The sequence below is a fragment of the Stappia sp. ES.058 genome (assembly GCF_900105595.1).
Taxonomy (GTDB): Bacteria; Pseudomonadota; Alphaproteobacteria; order Rhizobiales; family Stappiaceae; genus Stappia.
Genome location: NZ_LT629784.1, coordinates 1,830,036 through 1,848,402 on the forward strand (window position 1 = coordinate 1,830,036; position 18,367 = coordinate 1,848,402).

An 18,367-nucleotide genomic window follows, 5' to 3' on the forward strand; every position below is an offset into this window, starting at 1 on the left:
CGTTGTCGCATGGCCGGAACGCCGCCGCGGGCGTGAACACGGGGGACCCGGTTGATGACCGGCAAGAGACTTGGCGTGATGCTCGCGGCCGCGACACTGGCGGCATTCCTCTTCATCGCACTGACCGGCCTGTCCGATTTCGACCTGTCGGAACGCACGAAGGAGGACGTCGTATTCACGGCACGGACCGGGCAGCTCAGGGGCACGCTCCTGCTTCCCGGCTCAGCTTCATCGCCGCCACCGGTCGTTGTCGTCGTTCACGGCGACGGACCGCAGGACCGGTATTCCGCCGACGGGTACCTTCCGCTCTTCAATGCGCTCCTGGACGCAGGTATCGGTGTCTTCAGCTGGGACAAGCCGGGGGTCGGCGGCAGTGCCGGAGACTGGCGCGACCAGTCGATGCAGGATCGCGCGGCTGAAGCCCGGGCGGCGCGGGAAGCAGTCGAAAGAACGGCCGGCGAACGGATCGGACGCACGGGCTTTCTCGGATTTTCGCAAGCGGGATGGGTTTTGCCGAAGATAGCAGCGACAAGCAGCAAAGATGTCTTTTTCGTTCTCGTCGGCGGCGCGGTGAACTGGCAACGGCAGGGCGACTACCTGACGCGACGCCGATTGCAACGTCTCGGGTGGTCGCAAGAGCAGATTGCAGCCGAGATCGCTCGACAGACTGCTGCCGAGACGGCGCTGAGCGACCTGCCCGAAGCGTCCAGGGTGATTTCCGCCGCCAGGCTCTTCGACGTGTCCCACGAGCGCGCGCGCTTCATTCTGCGCAACCGCGATGCCGATGCCGCACGAGCCCTGCAGGACACCAAGGCATCGTTTCTGGCGGTTTGGGGAGAAGACGATCTCAATGTCGATGCCACCGCAAACGCGCGGGACTACGCGCGCTGGCTGCTGCCAAACCATCCCGCCAACCGCGTTGTGGTTCTCCCCGACGCCACCCACAGCCTGCTTCGCAACCGGCTGTTCAACTACCAGCTGCCGCAGGACATGCCGTGGTGGGCCGAGACAACATTCGTTGTCCTTGGCCGGCACGCCTATGCCAAAAACGCGATTGAGACGATCGCCGACTGGATCCACGCACGCACGAATTGATCGGCCCGCCTGTCGCGCGGGCCGACAGGCCGGTTACGGCTCAGGCTTGAGCCGCGGGACCACCTCGTTCGGTCCCAGCTTCGGCGTTGTCCCGGCCAGCGGATCCTCGCCCGCAGCCGCCTGTTCGGAGATCGGCGGGCCGCTGTAGTTGGCCGGCGGGGCCACCGTCGACGCCTGCTTGCAATCGGTGAGCCACACGTCATAAACGGCGTGCTCAACCGCATGCAGACCCGGGCTTGCGGCAAACATCCAGCCGGTGAAAATACGGCGCACCTCGTTTTCGAGCGTGATTTCATCCACCTCGACGAAGGCTGTGGTCTGAGGTGTTTCCGTCTGAGGACGGGTGTTGCACTGGCGCGGCGTCACCTGCAGCGCGCCGAACTGCACCGTTTCTCCGATGTAGACATCAAAGGCGATGATCCGTCCGGTGATCTTGTCGAGGCCGGAGAAGACGGCGACGGGGTTTTCGATCTTTTCCGCCGACGCCGGTGCACTCAGCGCAAGAACCAAGGCAGCGGCCCCCAGAAGGGGGCCACGACCGGCGGTTCGTCCTGCAAGTTTCAACATGCATTTCACTCCGAACGACGACAGGCTCACGCAGCCGTCAACTCCGCGATCCGCGCCTGCGCCTCGCCAATCCGCGTCTTGCGCTCAAGCAGTTCGTCGCGCTTTTCCTTTTCGGCCACGACGATCGCTTCGGGGGCCTTGGCAAGGAACCCTTCGTTGCCAAGCTTCTTGTCGATGCGCGCGATCTCGCCGTCCAGCTTCGCAGCTTCCTTGGCAAGACGCGCGGCTTCCGCCTCGATGTCGATCACGTCTGCCAGCGGCAGGCAGACCATCGCCTCGCGGCTGACGATCTGGACAGCACCGCGCGGCGCGGTCTCCGCAAGCGAAACGGTCTCCGCCCGTGCCAGCCTCAGGATCAGCGCCTCATGCGTTTCCAGCCGACGCAGGGTGTCCTCGTTTGCGCCGGTGACCACCAGCGGGATCTTGGCGCCGGCCGGCACATTCATCTCCGCGCGCACCGAGCGAACGGACGAAATCAGGTCGACGAGCCAGTTGATCTCGGCCGCCGCATCGAGGTCGCCGCCGAGCGAACTCGGCCAACGGGTATGCGCCAGAAGGCGCGGACGGGGCTTGCCGGCACCGTCCGCTTCGACCGTGCGTGCCCAAAGCTCCTCCGTCATGAACGGCATGAACGGATGCAGGATCTTGAGGATCTCGTCGAGCACCCAGGCCGCGGTGGCGCGTGTCTCCGCTCTCGCGGCCTCTGAGCCTTCGGCGAAGATCGGCTTGGCGAACTCCAGATACCAGTCGCAATAGGTGTTCCAGACGAAGCGATAGGCCCCGCCCGCCGCCTCGTTGAAGCGGAAGCCCTCCAATGCCTCGGTAACCTCGGCGATGCAGCGCCCCGTCTCGGTGACAATCCAGCGGTTGACGATCTCCTTGGCAGCCGCCGGATCGAACCCTTCCGGCCGCGTCCCGCCGTTCATCTCCACGAAGCGGGCTGCATTCCAGAGTTTCGTGACGAAATTGCGATAACCGCCGACCCGGCTCGTCGCCAGCTTGATGTCACGCCCCTGGGCGGCCATGGCCGCCAGCGTGAAACGCAGCGCATCCGCGCCGAATTCGTCGATCAACGCCAGCGGATCGATCACATTGCCCTTCGACTTCGACATCTTCTGGCCCTTCTCGTCGCGGACCAGGGCGTGGATGTAGACCGTGCTGAAGGGTTCTGTCGTCATGTAGTGATCGCCGAACATCATCATCCGGGCGACCCAGAAGAAGATGATGTCGAAGCCGGTGACCAGAACGCTCGTGGGATAGTAGTTGGCAAGCTCCGGCGTCTTGTCGGGCCAGCCGAGTGTCGAGAACGGCCACAGTGCCGATGAAAACCACGTGTCGAGAACGTCCTCGTCGCGGTAGAGCGCGATTGGTTGCACATCGGCGCCCTCGGATTCCCAACGCGCAAGCGCGTCTTCCTGGCCGATCACCTCGCAGCCCTTGCCGTAATGCGCTTCGGCGGCCGCGACGGCTTCCGTTTCGTGGCGCTCGACAAAGATCTTGCCGTCCGGTCCGTACCAGGCGGGAATGCGATGGCCCCACCACAGCTGACGCGAAATGCACCACGGCTGGATGTTCTCCATCCACTCGAAATAGGTCTTTTCCCAGTTGCGCGGCACGAACTCGGTCCGCCCCTCACGCACGCTGGCGATCGCCGGCTTCGACAGCGTCTTGGCATCGACATACCACTGGTCGGTCAAAAGCGGTTCGATCGGAACGCCGCCGCGATCGCCATGCGGCACCATATGCGCATGCGGCTCGATCCGGTCCAGCAGGCCCTTCTCGTCCATCGCCTCGACCAGGCGCTTGCGCACGTCGAACCGGTCGCCGCCCTCGAAGGCGTCCATCGTCGCGGCGAGCTCTGCGGTCTCGGCAACGCCCTCCAGAAACTCCGGATTGTCGCGCAACCTCACCCGGGCCTCACGGTCGAGAACCGAAATCATCGGCAGATCATGCCGTCGACCGACCTCAAAGTCGTTGAAATCATGCGCCGGCGTGATCTTCACCGCGCCGGACCCCGCATCCGGATCGGCATAGTCGTCGGCGACGATGGGAATGCGGCGACCGACCAGCGGCAGGATGACATGCTTGCCGATCAGGTCGCGATACCGCGGATCCTCCGGGTTCACGGCAACGGCGGTGTCGCCGAGCATGGTTTCGGGCCGGGTCGTCGCGACGGTAATGTAGCTGCGCGTCTCGAATTCGGTCGGCTTGCCGTCCTCGTCCCATGCAATCGGCGCCTGGAAGCTTTCGCCCGCCTCCAGCGGGTAGCGAAAGTGCCAGAGATTGCCCTGGATCTCGCGCTGCTCGACCTCAAGGTCGGAAATCGCTGTCAGGAACCGCGGGTCCCAGTTCACAAGGCGCTTGTCCTTGTAGATCAGCCCCTCGCGATACAGACCGACGAACACCTCCAAAACGGCCTTCGACAGGCCCTCGTCCATCGTGAAGCGCTCGCGCGACCAGTCGCAGGACGCCCCCAGCCGCTTGAGCTGGTTCAGGATCATGCCGCCCGATTCGGCCTTCCAGTCCCAGATCCGCTCGACAAAATTGTCGCGGCCCATGGCGCGCCTGTCCGGCTCGTTGCGCTCGGCAAGCTGTCGCTCGACCACCATCTGCGTCGCAATGCCCGCGTGGTCCATGCCCGGCTGCCACAAGACGTCGCGCCCGCGCATGCGCTCGAAACGCACGAGAATGTCCTGCAACGTGTTGTTGAGGGCATGTCCCATATGCAGCGAACCGGTTACATTCGGCGGCGGGATCACGATGGAGTAGGACGCCGCACCGGGATCTGCCCCCGCGCCGGCCTTGAACGCTTCGGCCTTTTCCCAAATCCCCGCGATACGGGGTTCGACACTTGCGGCATCGTATGACTTGTCGAGCATTGTTTTTCTCGGATCCTGAAAACTGAACGCGTGGTTACTCGCAGGCGCGGCGCCAAGTCAACCGTCGCCGGGAAGAGGGCGACAGCAAGGCGGCCGTTTCATGAGCGCAAAATAAATGCGCCGCCCGGAACGGGCGGCGCGGACAGAAACATGAAAAGGACGTTCGCCTTTCCTACCGACCGCGGGATACCCGCTCGATTTCCTGGCGTACGAGCCGTTCGACCATCGGGGGAAGATTCTCGTCGAGCCAGGTCTTGAGCATCGGGCGCAACATCTCCTTGACCAGATCCTCAAGGGTTCTGGCGTTGTTGGAGAGAATCGTACCCGCAAGATTGTTGAACGCCGTATTTACGGCCTGATTTGCGGTCGGTGACAAGAGCTCCTCGGTAAACCGCTCGCTCGCGCTCGACGCAGCAGGCTCCGGCTGAGGCTTCGCAACCTGCTCTTCTTCCATGAACGCGATATCGCCGATGTCCTCTTCGGCGGTCGCAAGTCCTTCAACCATGTCGAATGCATCGTCTGCATCCGTCACGGCAAGATCCTCGGTCAGTTCAAGAACGTCATCCGCCTCAGCCACGACTTCTGGTTCGGGCTCGGGCTCGGGTTCGGGCTCGGGCTCGGGCTCGGGAAGCTCGACTTCGTCATCGCCGGCGGAATCAAACAGCTTGTCGAGGTCGTCCTGGGACATCTCCGAAGAGCCATCCTCCTCCGCGACAGCTTCCGGTTCGGAGACGCTCTCACCGGCCCCGGCCCCGGCCGCTGGCGTTTCCTCATCGGAGATGATCCGGCGAATAGATGCCAGAATCTCCTCCATGGAGGGTTCCTGAGCTTGATTGGCGTTGGCCATACCGATCCCCGTACTCGACTACCGCGACGACCGGACCAATTGCCCGGACACTATGGCTGAAGCTCACGCCTCACGCCTTCGCGCGACTCACTCGTGTAGAATATAACGCGTTCGCAGGCTGAGGGAAAAGCACAACGCAACGACGAATCCACCACGTCGCGCTTGTCAAGCGCAAGAAGTTGCTGTTTTCGGTCGAATTGCACGATTCTTTCCTTAGCCGACAGTCGCTGGCCGGCGATTTCAGCCGCGTCTCACCGACCGTCCGGCGTCTTTAGCCCGAACCAGCTGTTGCGAACCTTCTTGTAATGCGCCTTTTCATCGTAGCGCGCGACCGCAAGTCCGAGCCGGTCGGCGGTCAACGCACCGGCAGAAGCCAGCAGCGCATAGGCGGCAACGGTGCGGTTCCGCTGGGCGGTCACGAGACTGACCCGGCTGTTGACGAGCTCGAACTGCGCGTTCAGCACATCAAGGGTTGTGCGCTGCCCCACCCGCTGCTCTTCGATGACACCCTCGAGCGCCAGCTGATTGGCGGACACCGCATCCTGGGCCGCCGCGATCGACGCCACGGCCGCCTGGTATTGTCCCCATGCAGACACGATCGATGCGCGGATCTGATCGCGGGCGACGTCAAGCTGGATGCGGGTCTGTCCGAGATCTTCCTTCGCCTGACGCACACGCGAGGACACCGAGCCGCCCTGATAGAGAGGAATCGACACCCGTCCGAAAATGCTCGCGGAATCGATCGTATCCACTCTCGACGATGTCGGCGGACTCCACTGACGCTGGACATTGCCTTCCAGCGTCACGGTCGGCAGCAATTCCCCTTCCGTGGTCTTCACGGCGAACACGGCGGCATCCACAAGATGCTGTGCGGACAGGATCGAGGGATGATTGGCGGCTCCGGCACCCAACGCCGCATCCAACCCCTTTGGCAATCGCCCATAGATCGAGGTGCGCGCCGACAGACGCTTGGGATCTTCCCCGACCAGCTGACGGTAGATCGCACGGCTGGTGTTCACATTCGCCATTGCCAGATTGAGGTCGGACTGCGATTCGGAAAACCTTGCGCGTGCCTGAGACACGTCGGTGCGCGTGCCCTCACCCACCTCGAAGCGATCATTGGCAGCCCGAACCTGCTCGGACAGGAATTCGAGACTGCTGCGGCGCAACGAGACGATTGCGGTGTTGGAGATAACATCCATGTAGGCGGTTGCCGCCTGCCGGAGAATTGTCTGCTCGGTTGCGCGCAAACTCTCGCGCTCGGATCGGACGACGGCCTCGGCCTGACGCGTTGAGTTGACGGTTCGGAACCCGCGAAAGATGTTCTGTGTGATGGACAGCCCGGCTGTCGCCGTGTTGCGATAGCTGGCGCGTCCTGGAACGGCGTCCGAATATTGGCCGCCAACATCGAAACGACCGAAAATCTGCGGCCGCCACCCCGAAAGCGCCTGCGGCACCCGTTCATCGACCGAGCGCAAGGTTGCACGCGCCGCGTTGATGGTCGGATTGTTGGCGTAGGTCTGGGCCAGGGCCTCGTCAATTGACTGGGCATGGCCAATGCCAGGTACCGCTCCCGAAAGCACGAGAAGAGCGGCCGCACCAAGCCAGTTACCACTGCGTTTCACGTCGAGCACCCCTGTTGACTTCTGTCAGTCCGCCCGGTGTCACCATCTGACTGGCGACGCATCGGCCGTCCTGTTTGAACGCGGACGTACTGTCCGCAAACGCCTCATTCATGTTCAGGCATGTGTCTTGATGACATTCTAACCTGCAAGCCGTCTGCTCCTGGAGATCCGGCAAGGATACCCGGGGCAACGTCGTCACGTTCGGTTGGCCGGCGTCTCGATCGACATCGAATTGAATGCCAAGGCATTAACTTCCTTGCGCAACCGGCCTCGCCAACCCGAACCGGACGGGACCCACTTTTACCGCCCTCGGTCCTTGAGACAACCGCACAGATGCTGCCCGTCAACTATTCCCGAACCGATGCGTCCTCGCGGCAACACACCGAACACCGATCACCGATCCGTCGATTTCGGGAACACCGACCCGTGTCGTCGGGCGTGACCTGCCCCGGCACCGTTCTGAAACGAATGCGCGACAAGCGGTCAAAATCAATTCCGCCACCCTTCGGGCGGACAAGATCGCATCATTCCACTCTCAGAAAACGAATTCGTTCGCAGCCTGATAGCCCGGAAGGACCTGAGCGGACGCATTGAACGCAAAGCGCCCCGACACCGCATCTCCGGAGCGGACGTAAAGACGCGCGGCACCGGCACCGCCCTGACCCTCGACCGCGACGAGACGACCGCCGTCCTTCATCTGGGCGGTCAAAGCATCCGGAAGCTCTTCAATCGCGCCGTCGATCACGATGACATCATAAGGACCTTCAGACGCCGCTCCGGTGACCAGATCACCGTCAACGATAGCCGCATTCTCGATCCCAAGATCGACGAGCAGACCGGATGCGGCAGTTGTTGCATCCGAGGCTTCCTCGAGCCCGACGACCGAACCCGCGAGTTCCGCAAGAACCGCGACGCTGTAGCCCGACGCGCAGCCGACGCACAAAACGACATCGTCCTCTCCGACACCGGCCAGTTGAACGAGCTTTGCAAAGACATGCGGCTTCATCAAATACCGCTGCGTGTCTCCCACGGACAACGGGATGTCGCTGTCGCTGTAGGCGATGCAGCGTTTGGACGCTGGCACGAAACGTTCACGCGGAACCTTCCCCATGGCATCGAGGATTCCATGGTCCGTAACATCGTTGGTCCGCAACTGATTGTCGACCATATGGATGCGAGCCCGTTCGAAGTCGCCCATTGCGCGCCTCTTCAGTCTAGCGAGTGAGTGGTCCCGGTTCATTAGCGGGGTCCGGAGCCTCTGACAAGCTATGCGACGCCGGATCGTTCAAACAGAGGCAATGGCTGCGACAATCCCGGCTCCATCGGTATTGAGTGTCAGCCGCTGCGATCTGGAATGTCATATGCCGGATTTCAATGTTTGGCATGGCGGTCCCGGAACGGGCCGATCCGCAATATTACCAAGGAGCACGGGATAGAGCATCTTCATGACTGAGGTTTGATCGAAAATGCGCTAGCGTCGCCTGAAGCACTTCCGATTGACGACGGGTCCCGACCCGGTCGATCGGTCTGCTTGCATGAACCGTTCAAACCCAATGCTTTTGTCCCGGAGTTGGAAATGCTTCTCGATGTTCGCACTTATAGATGCCGCCCCGGAACACTGGCGGCACATCTGGCGCTTTATGAAAAGCACGGCAAAACACCACAGACGCGTCATCTCGGGCAACCGGTTGCATTTCTCCTGACCGAGACCGGTGACCCCAACGAATACATCCATATCTGGGCCTATGAAAACGCGGGCGACCGCGAGACCCGGCGCGCGGCAATGTGGGGCGATCCGGAGTGGCTTGAGTATCTGCGTCTCAGCGGGGAACTCGGCGCGCTGGAAAGCCAATCGAACAAGCTGATGAAACCGGCCCGTTTCTACGACGCCCCTTCGCGCCCGTAGAGCCACAAGAGCGGCGATGGGGCACTCCTGTCGCCGCTTTCACAAGGTTCGGGTCAGATTTCTTTCCGGTACTATAACAAATTCAACCGCTTGGCGGTTTGAACGGGAGATCGTCCAGCGTCAGTCCGGAATGGACCTTCAACCAGTAGAAGCCGGCAAAGACGACCGCGGCTATGGCCGTTGTCAGCAGCGCTTTCTTGAGCAATTGGGGCCGGCGCGGAGCGCTTGCTTCCGTCCCGGGCGTCACGTCGCCGCTTTCCTCCTGCGTGACCACGCCGATCGGGAGAATGGCGAAGAGAATGATCCACCAGATGATGAAATAGATGGCAAGGGAGGAGACAAGTGACACGGGCTATTGGTTCCAGTTGTTTTGGGATCGGCGGTCAGGCATCCCGGCGTCGGGAGGCACTGCGCACAACGGGTCACACGGAATGCCGGGCACCCCCCTAGACCTGTTCGAGTTCGACGAGCGTTCCATTGAAATCTTTCGGATGAAGAAAGAGCACCGGCTTTCCATGAGCGCCGATTTTCGGCTCTCCGGTGCCCAACACCCTCGCGCCGCTCTTCTTCAAACGGTCGCGCGCCGCGATGATGTCCTCCACCTCATAGCAGACATGATGGATCCCGCCAGACGGGCTGCGCTCCAGAAACGCGGTGATCGGCGAGCCCTCGCCAAGCGGCTCAAGCAACTCGATCTTCGTGTTGGGCAGCTCGATGAAAACCACGGTAACCCCATGATCGGGTTCAGCCTGGGGCTGCGAAACCCTGGCCCCCAACGTATCGCGATACATCGCGACCGCGGGGCCGAGTTCCGGCACTGCAATCGCCACATGGTTCAACCGTCCGATCATTCAAGCCTCCCGCTCAGTTCCTCAAAAGCGCCATCCGCAATCACGACAATCCCATAGTGGAAGAGCTGGCCGCGTCCGGCCAGCCCCCAAATCGTCACACGCGCGCGACGAGCGCCTGGGTCAGGGGTTTTTTGCCCCAGCAATCGCGAACCGCGGCACGCGCAGCCCGGCGGGCGGATTCGGCCACGACGTCGAGGTTCTTGCGCCGGTTTTTCGGAATGCTCTCCAGGGCGTGGATGACCTCGTCGATCACGATGTCTTCCATATCGTCGCCGTCTTCATCGGTTTCCGGCAAGCCGAAGAGCGCTGCCTGCGGCTCGCCGACAAGGTCGCCACGCGCGTCGACGACGACAGACACGACAATCGCGCCGGCAAAAGACAGCTTGCGCCGTTCCTGGACCCCGGTCTCCTCAAGATCTCCGAAGATCATCCCGTCCTTGACCTCGATACCGACAGGGATCTCATCGACGATATCAAGTCGGCCCGGAGACAGACGAACCAGATCGCCGTTGCGCGCGATCTTCGTGTTCTTGATCCCATGCGCCTTGGCAAGATCGTGATGCGCCTTGAGATGCATTGCCTCGCCATGCGCCGGAATCAACGCCTGTGGCTTGAGCAGATCATAGAGCTGTGTGAGCTCTCCCCGACGCGGATGGCCCGAGACATGCACCAGCGCATCCCGGTCCGTCACGATCTCGACGCGCGCTTCGGCAAGCTTGTTGACGATCGCGTTCACGGCCTTTTCGTTTCCGGGGATGGTCCGTGAGGAAAACACCACCAGATCGCCCTTCGACAATGCGACATTGCGATGGTCGCCGGCGGCGATCCGTGCAAGAGCTGCCCGCTCCTCGCCCTGACTTCCGGTGAGAAGCAGAACGACCCGCTCCGGCGGTAGATAGCCATAGGCATCTTCCGACAGGAACGTGGGGAGGTCGTCCATATAGCCAAGCTCGGTCGCGACCTCGATGGCGCGGTGCATCGACCGCCCCATCACGACGACATCGCGTTCCGCCGCCTTCGCCGCGATCGCAATGGAGCGGATGCGCGCGACATTGGACGCGAAAGTCGTGACGGCAACACGCCGCTTTGCCCCCTGGATCACGCGGGTCAGATCTGCAGCGACATCCATCTCGCTGGGGCTGACGCCGTCGCGCACCGCATTGGTGGAATCGCAGATCAGCGCGCGAACGCCCTCTTCGCCAAGCTGCGCCAGTCGCTCTACATCAATCGGAAGACCGATGCCCGGGGTCGGGTCGATCTTCCAGTCCCCGGAATGCACCACCATGCCCGCCGGCGTGCGGATGGCCAGCGCGCAAGGCTCCGGGATGGAGTGCGACATCGCCACCATCTCGACGTCGAACGGCCCGACGGGGAACCGGTCGCCCTGCTTCACGACGTTGACCGGGATCTTGCCCGCCCCCGGTTCGCCTTGCACCTTCGCGGCCAGCAATCCGGCCGTGAACGGCGTCATGTAGAGCGGCGCCTTCAGGCGCGGCCAGAGGTGGATCAACGCGCCGTAGTGATCCTCGTGGGCATGGGTGATCACAATGCCGTCCAGCCGGTCGAGCTTGTCCTCGATATAGCTGATGTCCGGCACCACGATGTCGACACCGGGAAGGTCCGGGCCGGCAAATGTCACGCCGCAATCGACCATCAGCCAACGCCGCTCGTGCGCGGGGCCATAACCGTAAAGCGCCATGTTCATGCCGATCTCGCCGAGACCGCCGAGCGCGACGAATACGAGCTCCTGATCGCCCGTCATCCTGTACTCCTATCTGACCGCCAATGGCGGCGCGCAGTCATATCCGCGCAGTTCAAAAAAACACGTCGCCGGCGGAGATTGTCGTCATCGACCCATCCTCGCCGCGCAACAAAAGACGCCCCTCTTCGTCGAGACCGACGAAGGTTCCGTGAAGTTCATCCTGGCTCAGGCGGACACGGATCGGGTTGCCGATCCCCGTCGCCCGGGAAATCCAATCTGCGAGAATGCCCGAAAACGGCTCGTTTCTCCAACGATCAAGCTGCAGGGAAACACTCTCTGCCAAAGCGGCGAACCCGCTCTCCGCCGTGACCCGGTAGCCCAGGCCTGCAAGGTCCGCCGCCGCATAGTCAGGCAACTCCGGATGATGAGACAGGTTCAGGCCGAAACCGCAGGCCACCGCCCGGCGACCATCGGCAAGAACGGCAGCTTCGAGCAGGATACCGGAGATTTTCGCACCATCCACAAGGAGGTCATTTGGCCACTTCAGCCGCACCAGCCGATGCGTACCACACATCCGGTCAACCGCATCCGCAAGCGCGAGTGCCGCAACCAGGGGAAGCTGTGCAAGCCGCACGGGATCGGCCGGATCGATCAGCAACAGCGAGGCATAGAGATTGCCCGGCTCCGACACCCACGGACGACCGCGACGGCCCCGCCCCCCGGTCTGACGTTGCCCGACAATCCAGAGGTTTCCCGGATCGCCCTTCCGGGCGAAATCGAGTGCAACGGCGTTGGTCGAGGAAACCGTCTCGAAGCCGCCCACGCGGTACCCGGCTACATTCCGCACCGGATGCACACGTTGGTCGAACGCCAGCCCCGAAGTCAGAACAGCGTCCCGGCGGCAGCCGCCGCCATCTCGACGATGGAGCCGGCGAACACCACGAAGAACATCACGAAGACACTCGACAGACCCAGGGTGAATTTCAATTCCACCGGCATCGGCAGAAAGGCACGCGCCGGCTCGTCGAAGAACATCACCTTGACGATCCGCAGGTAATAATACGCGCCTACCACCGAGGACAATACGCCGATCACCGCGAGTGGGTAGAGGCCAGCCTCCACCGCCGCAAGGAAGACGTAGAACTTCGCAAAGAAGCCGACGAATGGCGGAATGCCGGCCAGTGAGAACAGGATAACGCCAAGCAGGACCGCCATCGGCAGGTTGGTGCGCGCAAGACCGCTAAGATCGGAGATCTCCTCGACCATGCCCTCCTTGCGGCGCATCGACAGGATGCAGGCGAAAGCTCCGAGCGTCATGGCGAGATAGGCGGTCATATAGATCACGACACCCTCCACGCCGGCCTGCGAACCGGCGGAGAGGCCAACGAGTGCAAACCCCATATGGCCGATCGAGGAGTAGGCCATAAGCCGCTTGATATTGTGCTGGCCGATCGCCGCGAACGCGCCAAGCGCCATGGAAGCAATCGACACGAAGACGATGATCTGCTGCCAGTCATGCGTGACCGGTTCGAAGGCGTCGATCACGATCCGGGTCAGCATGCCCATTGCCGCGATCTTGGGCGCGGCCGCGAAGAATGCCGTGACCGGGGTCGGCGCGCCCTCGTAGACATCCGGCGTCCACATATGGAAGGGAACGGCGGACACCTTGAACGCCAGACCGGCGAGGATGAACACCAGACCGAACACGAGGCCGAGCGACGATCCGCCCTGCGCGGAAATGGCAGCGGCGATCTCCGGGAACCCGGTATTGCCGGTGAACCCGTAAACCAGCGACATGCCGTAAAGCAGCATGCCGGATGATACCGAGCCAAGCACGAAATACTTCAACCCGGCTTCCGTCGAGCGCACGCTGTCACGATTGAAAGCGGCAATGACATAGAGCGCGAGCGACTGAAGCTCCAGGCCAAGATAAAGGACAATCATGTCGTTGGCCGACAGCATCAGCATCATGCCGAGCGTCGCGAGAATGATGAGCACAGGATATTCGAAGTGCTCAAAATTCTCGTTGCGCGCAAAGGCGACGGACATCGCGATCGCGAACCCCGACCCGATGAGCGTCAGGATCTTGAGGTAACTCGCGAACCCGTCGAGCACGAAAGCGCCGTGAAAGGTCGTCCCGGTCGTGATCCCGAACTGCGCCGGCAACAGCAACGGAAGTGCAGCCACAGCGAGAAGTGCCACCGCAAGTGCAGTCACGTAGCGAACCGCCGTCCGCCCGCCGAAGACACCCAGCATCAGAAGCACCAGCGCCCCACCTGCGAGAAACAGCTCCGGCAGTGCAGGCGAAAGGTCAGGGAGTTGATTGTAAGCAGTCATGGCTTGTCTCTCGTCCTCAACCCGTCAATGCGCCAGCATGGCGGTGGAATGTGCGGCCTCGATCGCCGCCTGATAATTCGTCACCAGCGCAGTGACCGACGCGGCCGTCGCATCGAGAATGGGTGCGGGGTAAAATCCGAACAGGATCGTCAGGATGATCATCGGTACGATGATCACGCGCTCGCGCAGGCTGAGGTCCATGATCGACTTCAAGCTCTCCTTGTCCAGCGCCCCAAAGACCACGCGCTTGTAGAGGAAGAGCGCATAGACCGCCGACAGGATCACGCCCGTCGTCGCGATCAACGCCACCCAGGTGTTGACCTGGAAAGCCCCCATCAGCGTCAGGAACTCGCCAACGAACCCGCTCGTGCCCGGCAGGCCGACATTCGCCATCGTGAAAATCAGGAACGCCACCGCATAGAACGGCATCCGGTTCACGAGCCCGCCATACGCGGAGATGTCGCGTGTGTGCATCCGGTCGTAGATCACGCCAACGCAGAGAAAGAGCGCGCCCGAAACGATGCCGTGCGACAGCATCTGGAACAGCGCACCCTGAACCCCCTGCTCCGTCATCGTGAAGATGCCCATCGTCACATAGCCCATGTGCGCGACGGAGGAATAGGCGATCAGCTTCTTGATGTCTTCCTGCGCGAGCGCCACCAGCGACGTGTAGACGATGGCGACGACGGACAGCGTGAACACGAAGGGCGCGAACGTCTCGCTGGCCAGCGGGAACATCGGCAACGAGAACCGCAGGAAGCCATAGCCGCCCATCTTCAGAAGGATTGCAGCAAGGATCACGGAACCCGCCGTCGGCGCTTCCACGTGCGCGTCGGGAAGCCAGGTATGGACCGGCCACATCGGCATCTTCACGGCGAAGGACGCGAAGAAGGCCAGCCAAAGCCAGGTTTGCATGCCGCTCGGGAACCCATGCGTCATGAGCGTTGGAATATCGGTCGTGCCCGCGTCCCAATACATCGCCATCAGTGCGATCAGCATCAGCACCGACCCCAGCAGCGTGTAGAGGAAGAACTTGTAACTCGCATAGACCCTGCGTTTGCCACCCCACACGCCGATGATGAGGAACATCGGGATCAGGCCGGCTTCGAAGAACACATAGAACATGACGAGATCGAGCGCGCAGAACACGCCGATCATCAGCGTTTCCAGCACCAGAAACGCGATCATGTACTCCTTGACCCGCATCTGCACGCTGTTCCAGCTCGCAAGAATGCAGAACGGCATCAGGAACGTGGTGAGGATGACGAAAAGCATCGATATGCCATCGACGCCCATGCGGTAGCCGATTTCGCCGCCCAGCCAGTCGCTGCTTTCCTCGAACTGAAACCCCGGGTTCTGCGGATCAAAGCCACCCCAGATGAACAGCGAGACGAGGAAGGTGAACACCGTCGTGATGAGCGCGACCCGACGCATGTTGTCCTTGGCACCGACATCCTCGCCACGAACCAGAAGGATGAAGAACACACCGACCAGCGGAAGAAAGGTCGTAATGGAAAGAAGCGGCCAGTTGCTCATCAGTGAGCGCCCCCGACGGAGAACATGGACCAGGTGATCAGCGCGGCAACGCCGATCAGCATGGCGAACGCATAGTGATAAAGGTATCCGGTCTGCAGCCGGACGACCCAGGTGGTGACGTTCTGGACGCGCGCGGCGACACCGTCCGGTCCCATTCCGTCGATGACCATTCCATCGCCCTTCTTCCAGAGCTGGCGGCCGATCCACATGGCGGGACGCACGAAGATGACGTCATAGAGCTCGTCGAAATACCACTTGTTCAAGAGGAAGCGGTAAAGCCCGTCATGGCGCTCCGCCAACTGGCGCGGGATCTCCGGCGAGCGGATATAGAACAGCCATGCGATGGCGAACCCGCCCAGCATCATGACGAAGGGCGATGCCTTGACCCACAGCGGAACCTCATGAATGTCATGGAGGATATGATTTTCCTCCGACACGAAGAGCGCGCCCTTCCAGAAGGCGTCGTAACTGTCGCCGATGAAAACGCCCTTGAAGATGAACCCTGCCAGCAGCGCGCCGGCTGCAAGGATCATCAGCGGCACGGTCATCACCAGCGGGCTTTCGTGAACGTGCTTCATCACGTCCACCGACGCGCGCGGCTTGCCGTGGAACGTCATGAAGGCGAGACGCCAGGAATAGAAGGACGTCAGCGCCGCCGCAGCGACCGTCAGCCAGAAGGCGTATTGCGCGAAGGCATTGTGTCCGACGAAAGCCGCCTCGATCACCGCATCCTTGGAGAAGAACCCGGCGGTCAGCGGGAAGCCGGTCAGCGCCAGCGTGCCGATCACCATCATCCAGTAGGTCAGCGGGATATGCTTGCGCAGCCCGCCCATCTTGCGCATGTCCTGTTCGTTCGACACGGCGTGGATGACCGAGCCGGCACCCAGAAACAGGAGCGCCTTGAAGAAGGCATGCGTGAACAGGTGGAAGATCGCGATCGAATACCCGCCAACGCCAAGCGCCACGAACATGTATCCCAACTGCGAGCAGGTCGAATAGGCGATCACGCGCTTGATATCGTTCTGGACGAGACCGACCGTGGCGGCAAAAAACGCCGTCGTCGCGCCAAACAGCGTCACCACCGTCATTGCGGTATGAGACAACTCGAAGATTGGCGAAAGGCGTGCCACCATGAACACGCCCGCGGTCACCATGGTCGCGGCGTGAATGAGGGCGGAAACCGGTGTCGGGCCTTCCATCGCATCGGGAAGCCAGGTGTGCAGCAGGAACTGTGCCGACTTGCCCATGGCACCCATGAAGAGCAGCAGACAGACGACCGTAAGCGCCGCACCCTGCGACAACTCGGCGCCCAGGAAGGTCAGGACGGTTCTTGGCTCCTCAGCCGCGAACGCCTGCGCGTTGGCGAAGATCGTGTCGTAGTCGGTCGAGTTGAACAGATAGAAGATCCCGAAGATCCCGAGAATGAACCCGAAATCGCCGACGCGGTTGACCACGAAGGCCTTCATCGCTGCGGCGTTCGCGGACGGCTTCTTGTACCAGAAGCCGATCAGCAGATAGGAGGCGAGCCCGACTCCTTCCCAGCCGAAGAACATCTGCAGCAGGTTGTCGGAGGTCACCAGCATCAGCATGGCGAAAGTGAACAGCGACAAATAGGCGAAGAAACGCGGCCGGTGCGGATCGCTGTGCATATAGCCTATGGAATAGACGTGCACGAGCGCGGAGACCGAATTGACGACCACCAGCATGACGGCCGTCAGCGTGTCGACCCGGATCGTCCAATCCACACTGAAAGTACCAGACGTCATCCAGCGCAGCAGCGTTTCACGAACCACCGGCGTCTCGCCGAAGCCGATGGAGAAAAACGCCACCCAGGACAGCAGCGCGGCAACGATCAACAGTCCGGACGTAATGTACTCGCTGGCTTTTGCACCGATCGAGCGGCCGAACAGGCCTGCGACAAGGAACCCGACGAGGGGCAGGAAGACGATAGCCTGATACATGGCGGCCCTACCCCTTCATCATGTTGATGTCTTCAACCGCGATGGACCCGCGGTTGCGATAAAAGACAACGAGGATCGCAAGGCCGATAGCCGCCTCCGCAGCGGCGACGGTCAGCACCAGAAGGGCGAAGACCTGGCCGACAAGGTCACCAAGGAAGGACGAGAAGGCCACCAGGTTGAGGTTCACCGACAGAAGCAGGAGCTCCACCGACATCAGGATGACGATGACGTTCTTCCGGTTCAGGAAGATCCCGAAGATCCCGATCGTGAACAAGATTGCTGCGACCGCCAGATAGTGTGACAGACCGATTTCCATGGGCGCCTCGCGATGCTCCCCGATTAAGACTTGCAAGCAGGCACGCGCAGCGGATGCGGCGCGGCCGGAATGTATGAGACGGGGATCTTCAGATCCCCTTGCCGGTTTCGACCTTTCGCACCTCGATGGCCGCGTCGCGGGTTCGTCCCACCTGCGTCGAGATATCCTGCCGCTTCACCCCCTCCTTGTGACGAAGTGTCAGGACGATGGCCCCGATCATCGCAACCAGAAGCACCAGCCCGGCCGTCTGGAAGTAGAGAATGTAGCGGGTATAGATCAGTTGCCCGAGCGCGGAGATATTGGCGCCGTCCTGCGGCGTCGGAGCCGGCGCCGAGGTGTTTGCGATCACCTCCGGCGATATCACCCAGACCCCGAGCACGAGCAGCAGCTCGACGAGAAGGATCATGCCGATCAGCCCGCCAACCGGCATGTACTGCAGGAACCCCTGGCGCATCTCGACGAAATCGACATCGAGCATCATCACCACGAAGAGAAACAGCACCATCACCGCGCCGACGTAGACCACGACCAGCAGCATCGCCAGGAACTCTGCCCCCAGAAGGATGAAGAGCCCGGCGGCGTTGAAGAATGCCAGAATCAGGAACAGCACCGAATGCACGGGATTGCGCGATGCAATGACCATGAAGGCGGACGCCACGGCGACCGTGGCGAAGAGATAGAAGAAGATGGCTTGCAGAACCATGTCGCGGTGTGCCCCCGTCACCATGTTGAGTGGGCTTGTTCC

General features: G+C 61.8%; 16 protein-coding genes. 2 read left to right on the plus strand and 14 right to left on the minus strand.

The genetic code is table 11. The features are described 5' to 3' along the window. Positions 1 to 54 precede the first annotated feature (54 nt). Positions 55 to 1,095, plus strand: coding sequence for a S9 family peptidase (locus tag BLU32_RS08495; RefSeq protein WP_093806130.1), 1,041 nt, complete (start codon positions 55 to 57; stop codon positions 1,093 to 1,095). A gap of 33 nt (positions 1,096 to 1,128) precedes the next feature. On the opposite strand, the gene BLU32_RS08500 is transcribed toward BLU32_RS08495, so the two are convergent. The 5 genes from BLU32_RS08500 to BLU32_RS08520 form a co-directional block, all read right to left on the minus strand. After that, positions 1,129 to 1,662 (minus strand): DUF2155 domain-containing protein, encoded by a 534-nt coding sequence (locus tag BLU32_RS08500; RefSeq protein WP_093806132.1) that lies wholly within the window; start codon positions 1,660 to 1,662, stop codon positions 1,129 to 1,131. 26 nt (positions 1,663 to 1,688) lie between these two features. Beyond that, positions 1,689 to 4,541: a valine--tRNA ligase gene (locus tag BLU32_RS08505; protein WP_093806134.1), complete on the minus strand. Its 2,853-nt coding sequence runs from the start codon at positions 4,539 to 4,541 to the stop codon at positions 1,689 to 1,691. 172 nt (positions 4,542 to 4,713) lie between these two features. Next, positions 4,714 to 5,355, minus strand: a complete 642-nt coding sequence (locus BLU32_RS08510; protein WP_208977001.1) for a PopZ family protein — start codon at positions 5,353 to 5,355, stop codon at positions 4,714 to 4,716. Between the two features lie 284 nt (positions 5,356 to 5,639). Then, positions 5,640 to 7,013, minus strand: coding sequence for a TolC family outer membrane protein (locus BLU32_RS08515; protein WP_244501815.1), 1,374 nt, complete (start codon positions 7,011 to 7,013; stop codon positions 5,640 to 5,642). A 535-nt stretch (positions 7,014 to 7,548) separates the two neighbouring features. Continuing rightward, positions 7,549 to 8,211: a protein-L-isoaspartate O-methyltransferase gene (locus BLU32_RS08520; protein WP_093806138.1), complete on the minus strand. Its 663-nt coding sequence runs from the start codon at positions 8,209 to 8,211 to the stop codon at positions 7,549 to 7,551. A gap of 378 nt (positions 8,212 to 8,589) precedes the next feature. Between BLU32_RS08520 and BLU32_RS08525 the strand changes: the two genes are divergently transcribed. Beyond that, the gene (locus tag BLU32_RS08525; RefSeq protein WP_093806140.1) at positions 8,590 to 8,919 is read left to right on the plus strand and encodes an NIPSNAP family protein; all 330 of its coding nucleotides are present in this window, start codon (positions 8,590 to 8,592) and stop codon (positions 8,917 to 8,919) included. Between the two features lie 82 nt (positions 8,920 to 9,001). Here the strand turns inward: BLU32_RS08525 and BLU32_RS08530 are convergent, their stop codons facing one another. From BLU32_RS08530 to BLU32_RS08570, 9 genes are all read right to left on the minus strand, one after another. Further along, the gene (locus tag BLU32_RS08530) at positions 9,002 to 9,268 is read right to left on the minus strand and encodes a DUF1467 family protein (RefSeq protein ID WP_093806142.1); all 267 of its coding nucleotides are present in this window, start codon (positions 9,266 to 9,268) and stop codon (positions 9,002 to 9,004) included. A gap of 97 nt (positions 9,269 to 9,365) precedes the next feature. After that, the gene (gene mce / locus BLU32_RS08535; protein ID WP_093806144.1) at positions 9,366 to 9,770 is read right to left on the minus strand and encodes a methylmalonyl-CoA epimerase; all 405 of its coding nucleotides are present in this window, start codon (positions 9,768 to 9,770) and stop codon (positions 9,366 to 9,368) included. 94 nt (positions 9,771 to 9,864) lie between these two features. Next, the gene (locus BLU32_RS08540; RefSeq protein WP_093806146.1) at positions 9,865 to 11,532 is read right to left on the minus strand and encodes a ribonuclease J; all 1,668 of its coding nucleotides are present in this window, start codon (positions 11,530 to 11,532) and stop codon (positions 9,865 to 9,867) included. A 52-nt stretch (positions 11,533 to 11,584) separates the two neighbouring features. Continuing rightward, positions 11,585 to 12,295, minus strand: a complete 711-nt coding sequence (locus BLU32_RS08545; protein WP_197673722.1) for a biotin--[acetyl-CoA-carboxylase] ligase — start codon at positions 12,293 to 12,295, stop codon at positions 11,585 to 11,587. A 59-nt stretch (positions 12,296 to 12,354) separates the two neighbouring features. Next, on the minus strand, positions 12,355 to 13,809 hold the full coding sequence (gene nuoN, locus BLU32_RS08550; protein WP_093806148.1) for an NADH-quinone oxidoreductase subunit NuoN: 1,455 nt from the start codon (positions 13,807 to 13,809) through the stop codon (positions 12,355 to 12,357). Between the two features lie 24 nt (positions 13,810 to 13,833). Then, positions 13,834 to 15,345 carry an NADH-quinone oxidoreductase subunit M gene (locus tag BLU32_RS08555; protein ID WP_093806150.1) on the minus strand — a complete coding sequence of 504 codons (1,512 nt, stop codon included), beginning with the start codon at positions 15,343 to 15,345 and terminating at the stop codon, positions 13,834 to 13,836. Then, a complete protein-coding gene (gene nuoL, locus BLU32_RS08560) occupies positions 15,345 to 17,306 on the minus strand; it encodes an NADH-quinone oxidoreductase subunit L (protein ID WP_093806152.1) in 1,962 nt (653 codons plus the stop codon). The genes BLU32_RS08555 and nuoL overlap by 1 nt, the downstream gene beginning before the upstream one ends. A gap of 7 nt (positions 17,307 to 17,313) precedes the next feature. Continuing rightward, positions 17,314 to 17,622 (minus strand): NADH-quinone oxidoreductase subunit NuoK, encoded by a 309-nt coding sequence (gene nuoK / locus BLU32_RS08565; RefSeq protein ID WP_093806154.1) that lies wholly within the window; start codon positions 17,620 to 17,622, stop codon positions 17,314 to 17,316. An 88-nt stretch (positions 17,623 to 17,710) separates the two neighbouring features. Next, on the minus strand, positions 17,711 to 18,325 hold the full coding sequence (locus BLU32_RS08570; RefSeq protein WP_093810781.1) for an NADH-quinone oxidoreductase subunit J: 615 nt from the start codon (positions 18,323 to 18,325) through the stop codon (positions 17,711 to 17,713). Positions 18,326 to 18,367: the final 42 nt, after the last annotated feature.

Bases quoted from the DNA above. Each gene is read 5' to 3' on its own strand.
- BLU32_RS08555 (WP_093806150.1), bottom strand. From the start codon at position 15,345: ATGAGCAACTGGCCGCTTCTTTCCATTACGACCTTTCTTCCGCTGGTC.
- BLU32_RS08540 (WP_093806146.1), bottom strand. From the start codon at position 11,532: ATGACGGGCGATCAGGAGCTCGTATTCGTCGCGCTCGGCGGTCTCGGC.
- BLU32_RS08500 (WP_093806132.1), bottom strand. From the start codon at position 1,662: ATGTTGAAACTTGCAGGACGAACCGCCGGTCGTGGCCCCCTTCTGGGG.
- nuoK (WP_093806154.1), bottom strand. From the start codon at position 17,622: ATGGAAATCGGTCTGTCACACTATCTGGCGGTCGCAGCAATCTTGTTC.
- BLU32_RS08505 (WP_093806134.1), bottom strand. From the start codon at position 4,541: ATGCTCGACAAGTCATACGATGCCGCAAGTGTCGAACCCCGTATCGCG.
- BLU32_RS08520 (WP_093806138.1), bottom strand. From the start codon at position 8,211: ATGGGCGACTTCGAACGGGCTCGCATCCATATGGTCGACAATCAGTTG.
- BLU32_RS08525 (WP_093806140.1), top strand. From the start codon at position 8,590: ATGCTTCTCGATGTTCGCACTTATAGATGCCGCCCCGGAACACTGGCG.
- BLU32_RS08510 (WP_208977001.1), bottom strand. From the start codon at position 5,355: ATGGAGGAGATTCTGGCATCTATTCGCCGGATCATCTCCGATGAGGAA.
- BLU32_RS08495 (WP_093806130.1), top strand. From the start codon at position 55: ATGACCGGCAAGAGACTTGGCGTGATGCTCGCGGCCGCGACACTGGCG.
- nuoN (WP_093806148.1), bottom strand. From the start codon at position 13,809: ATGACTGCTTACAATCAACTCCCTGACCTTTCGCCTGCACTGCCGGAG.
- nuoL (WP_093806152.1), bottom strand. From the start codon at position 17,306: ATGTATCAGGCTATCGTCTTCCTGCCCCTCGTCGGGTTCCTTGTCGCA.
- mce (WP_093806144.1), bottom strand. From the start codon at position 9,770: ATGATCGGACGGTTGAACCATGTGGCGATTGCAGTGCCGGAACTCGGC.
- BLU32_RS08570 (WP_093810781.1), bottom strand. From the start codon at position 18,325: ATGGTTCTGCAAGCCATCTTCTTCTATCTCTTCGCCACGGTCGCCGTG.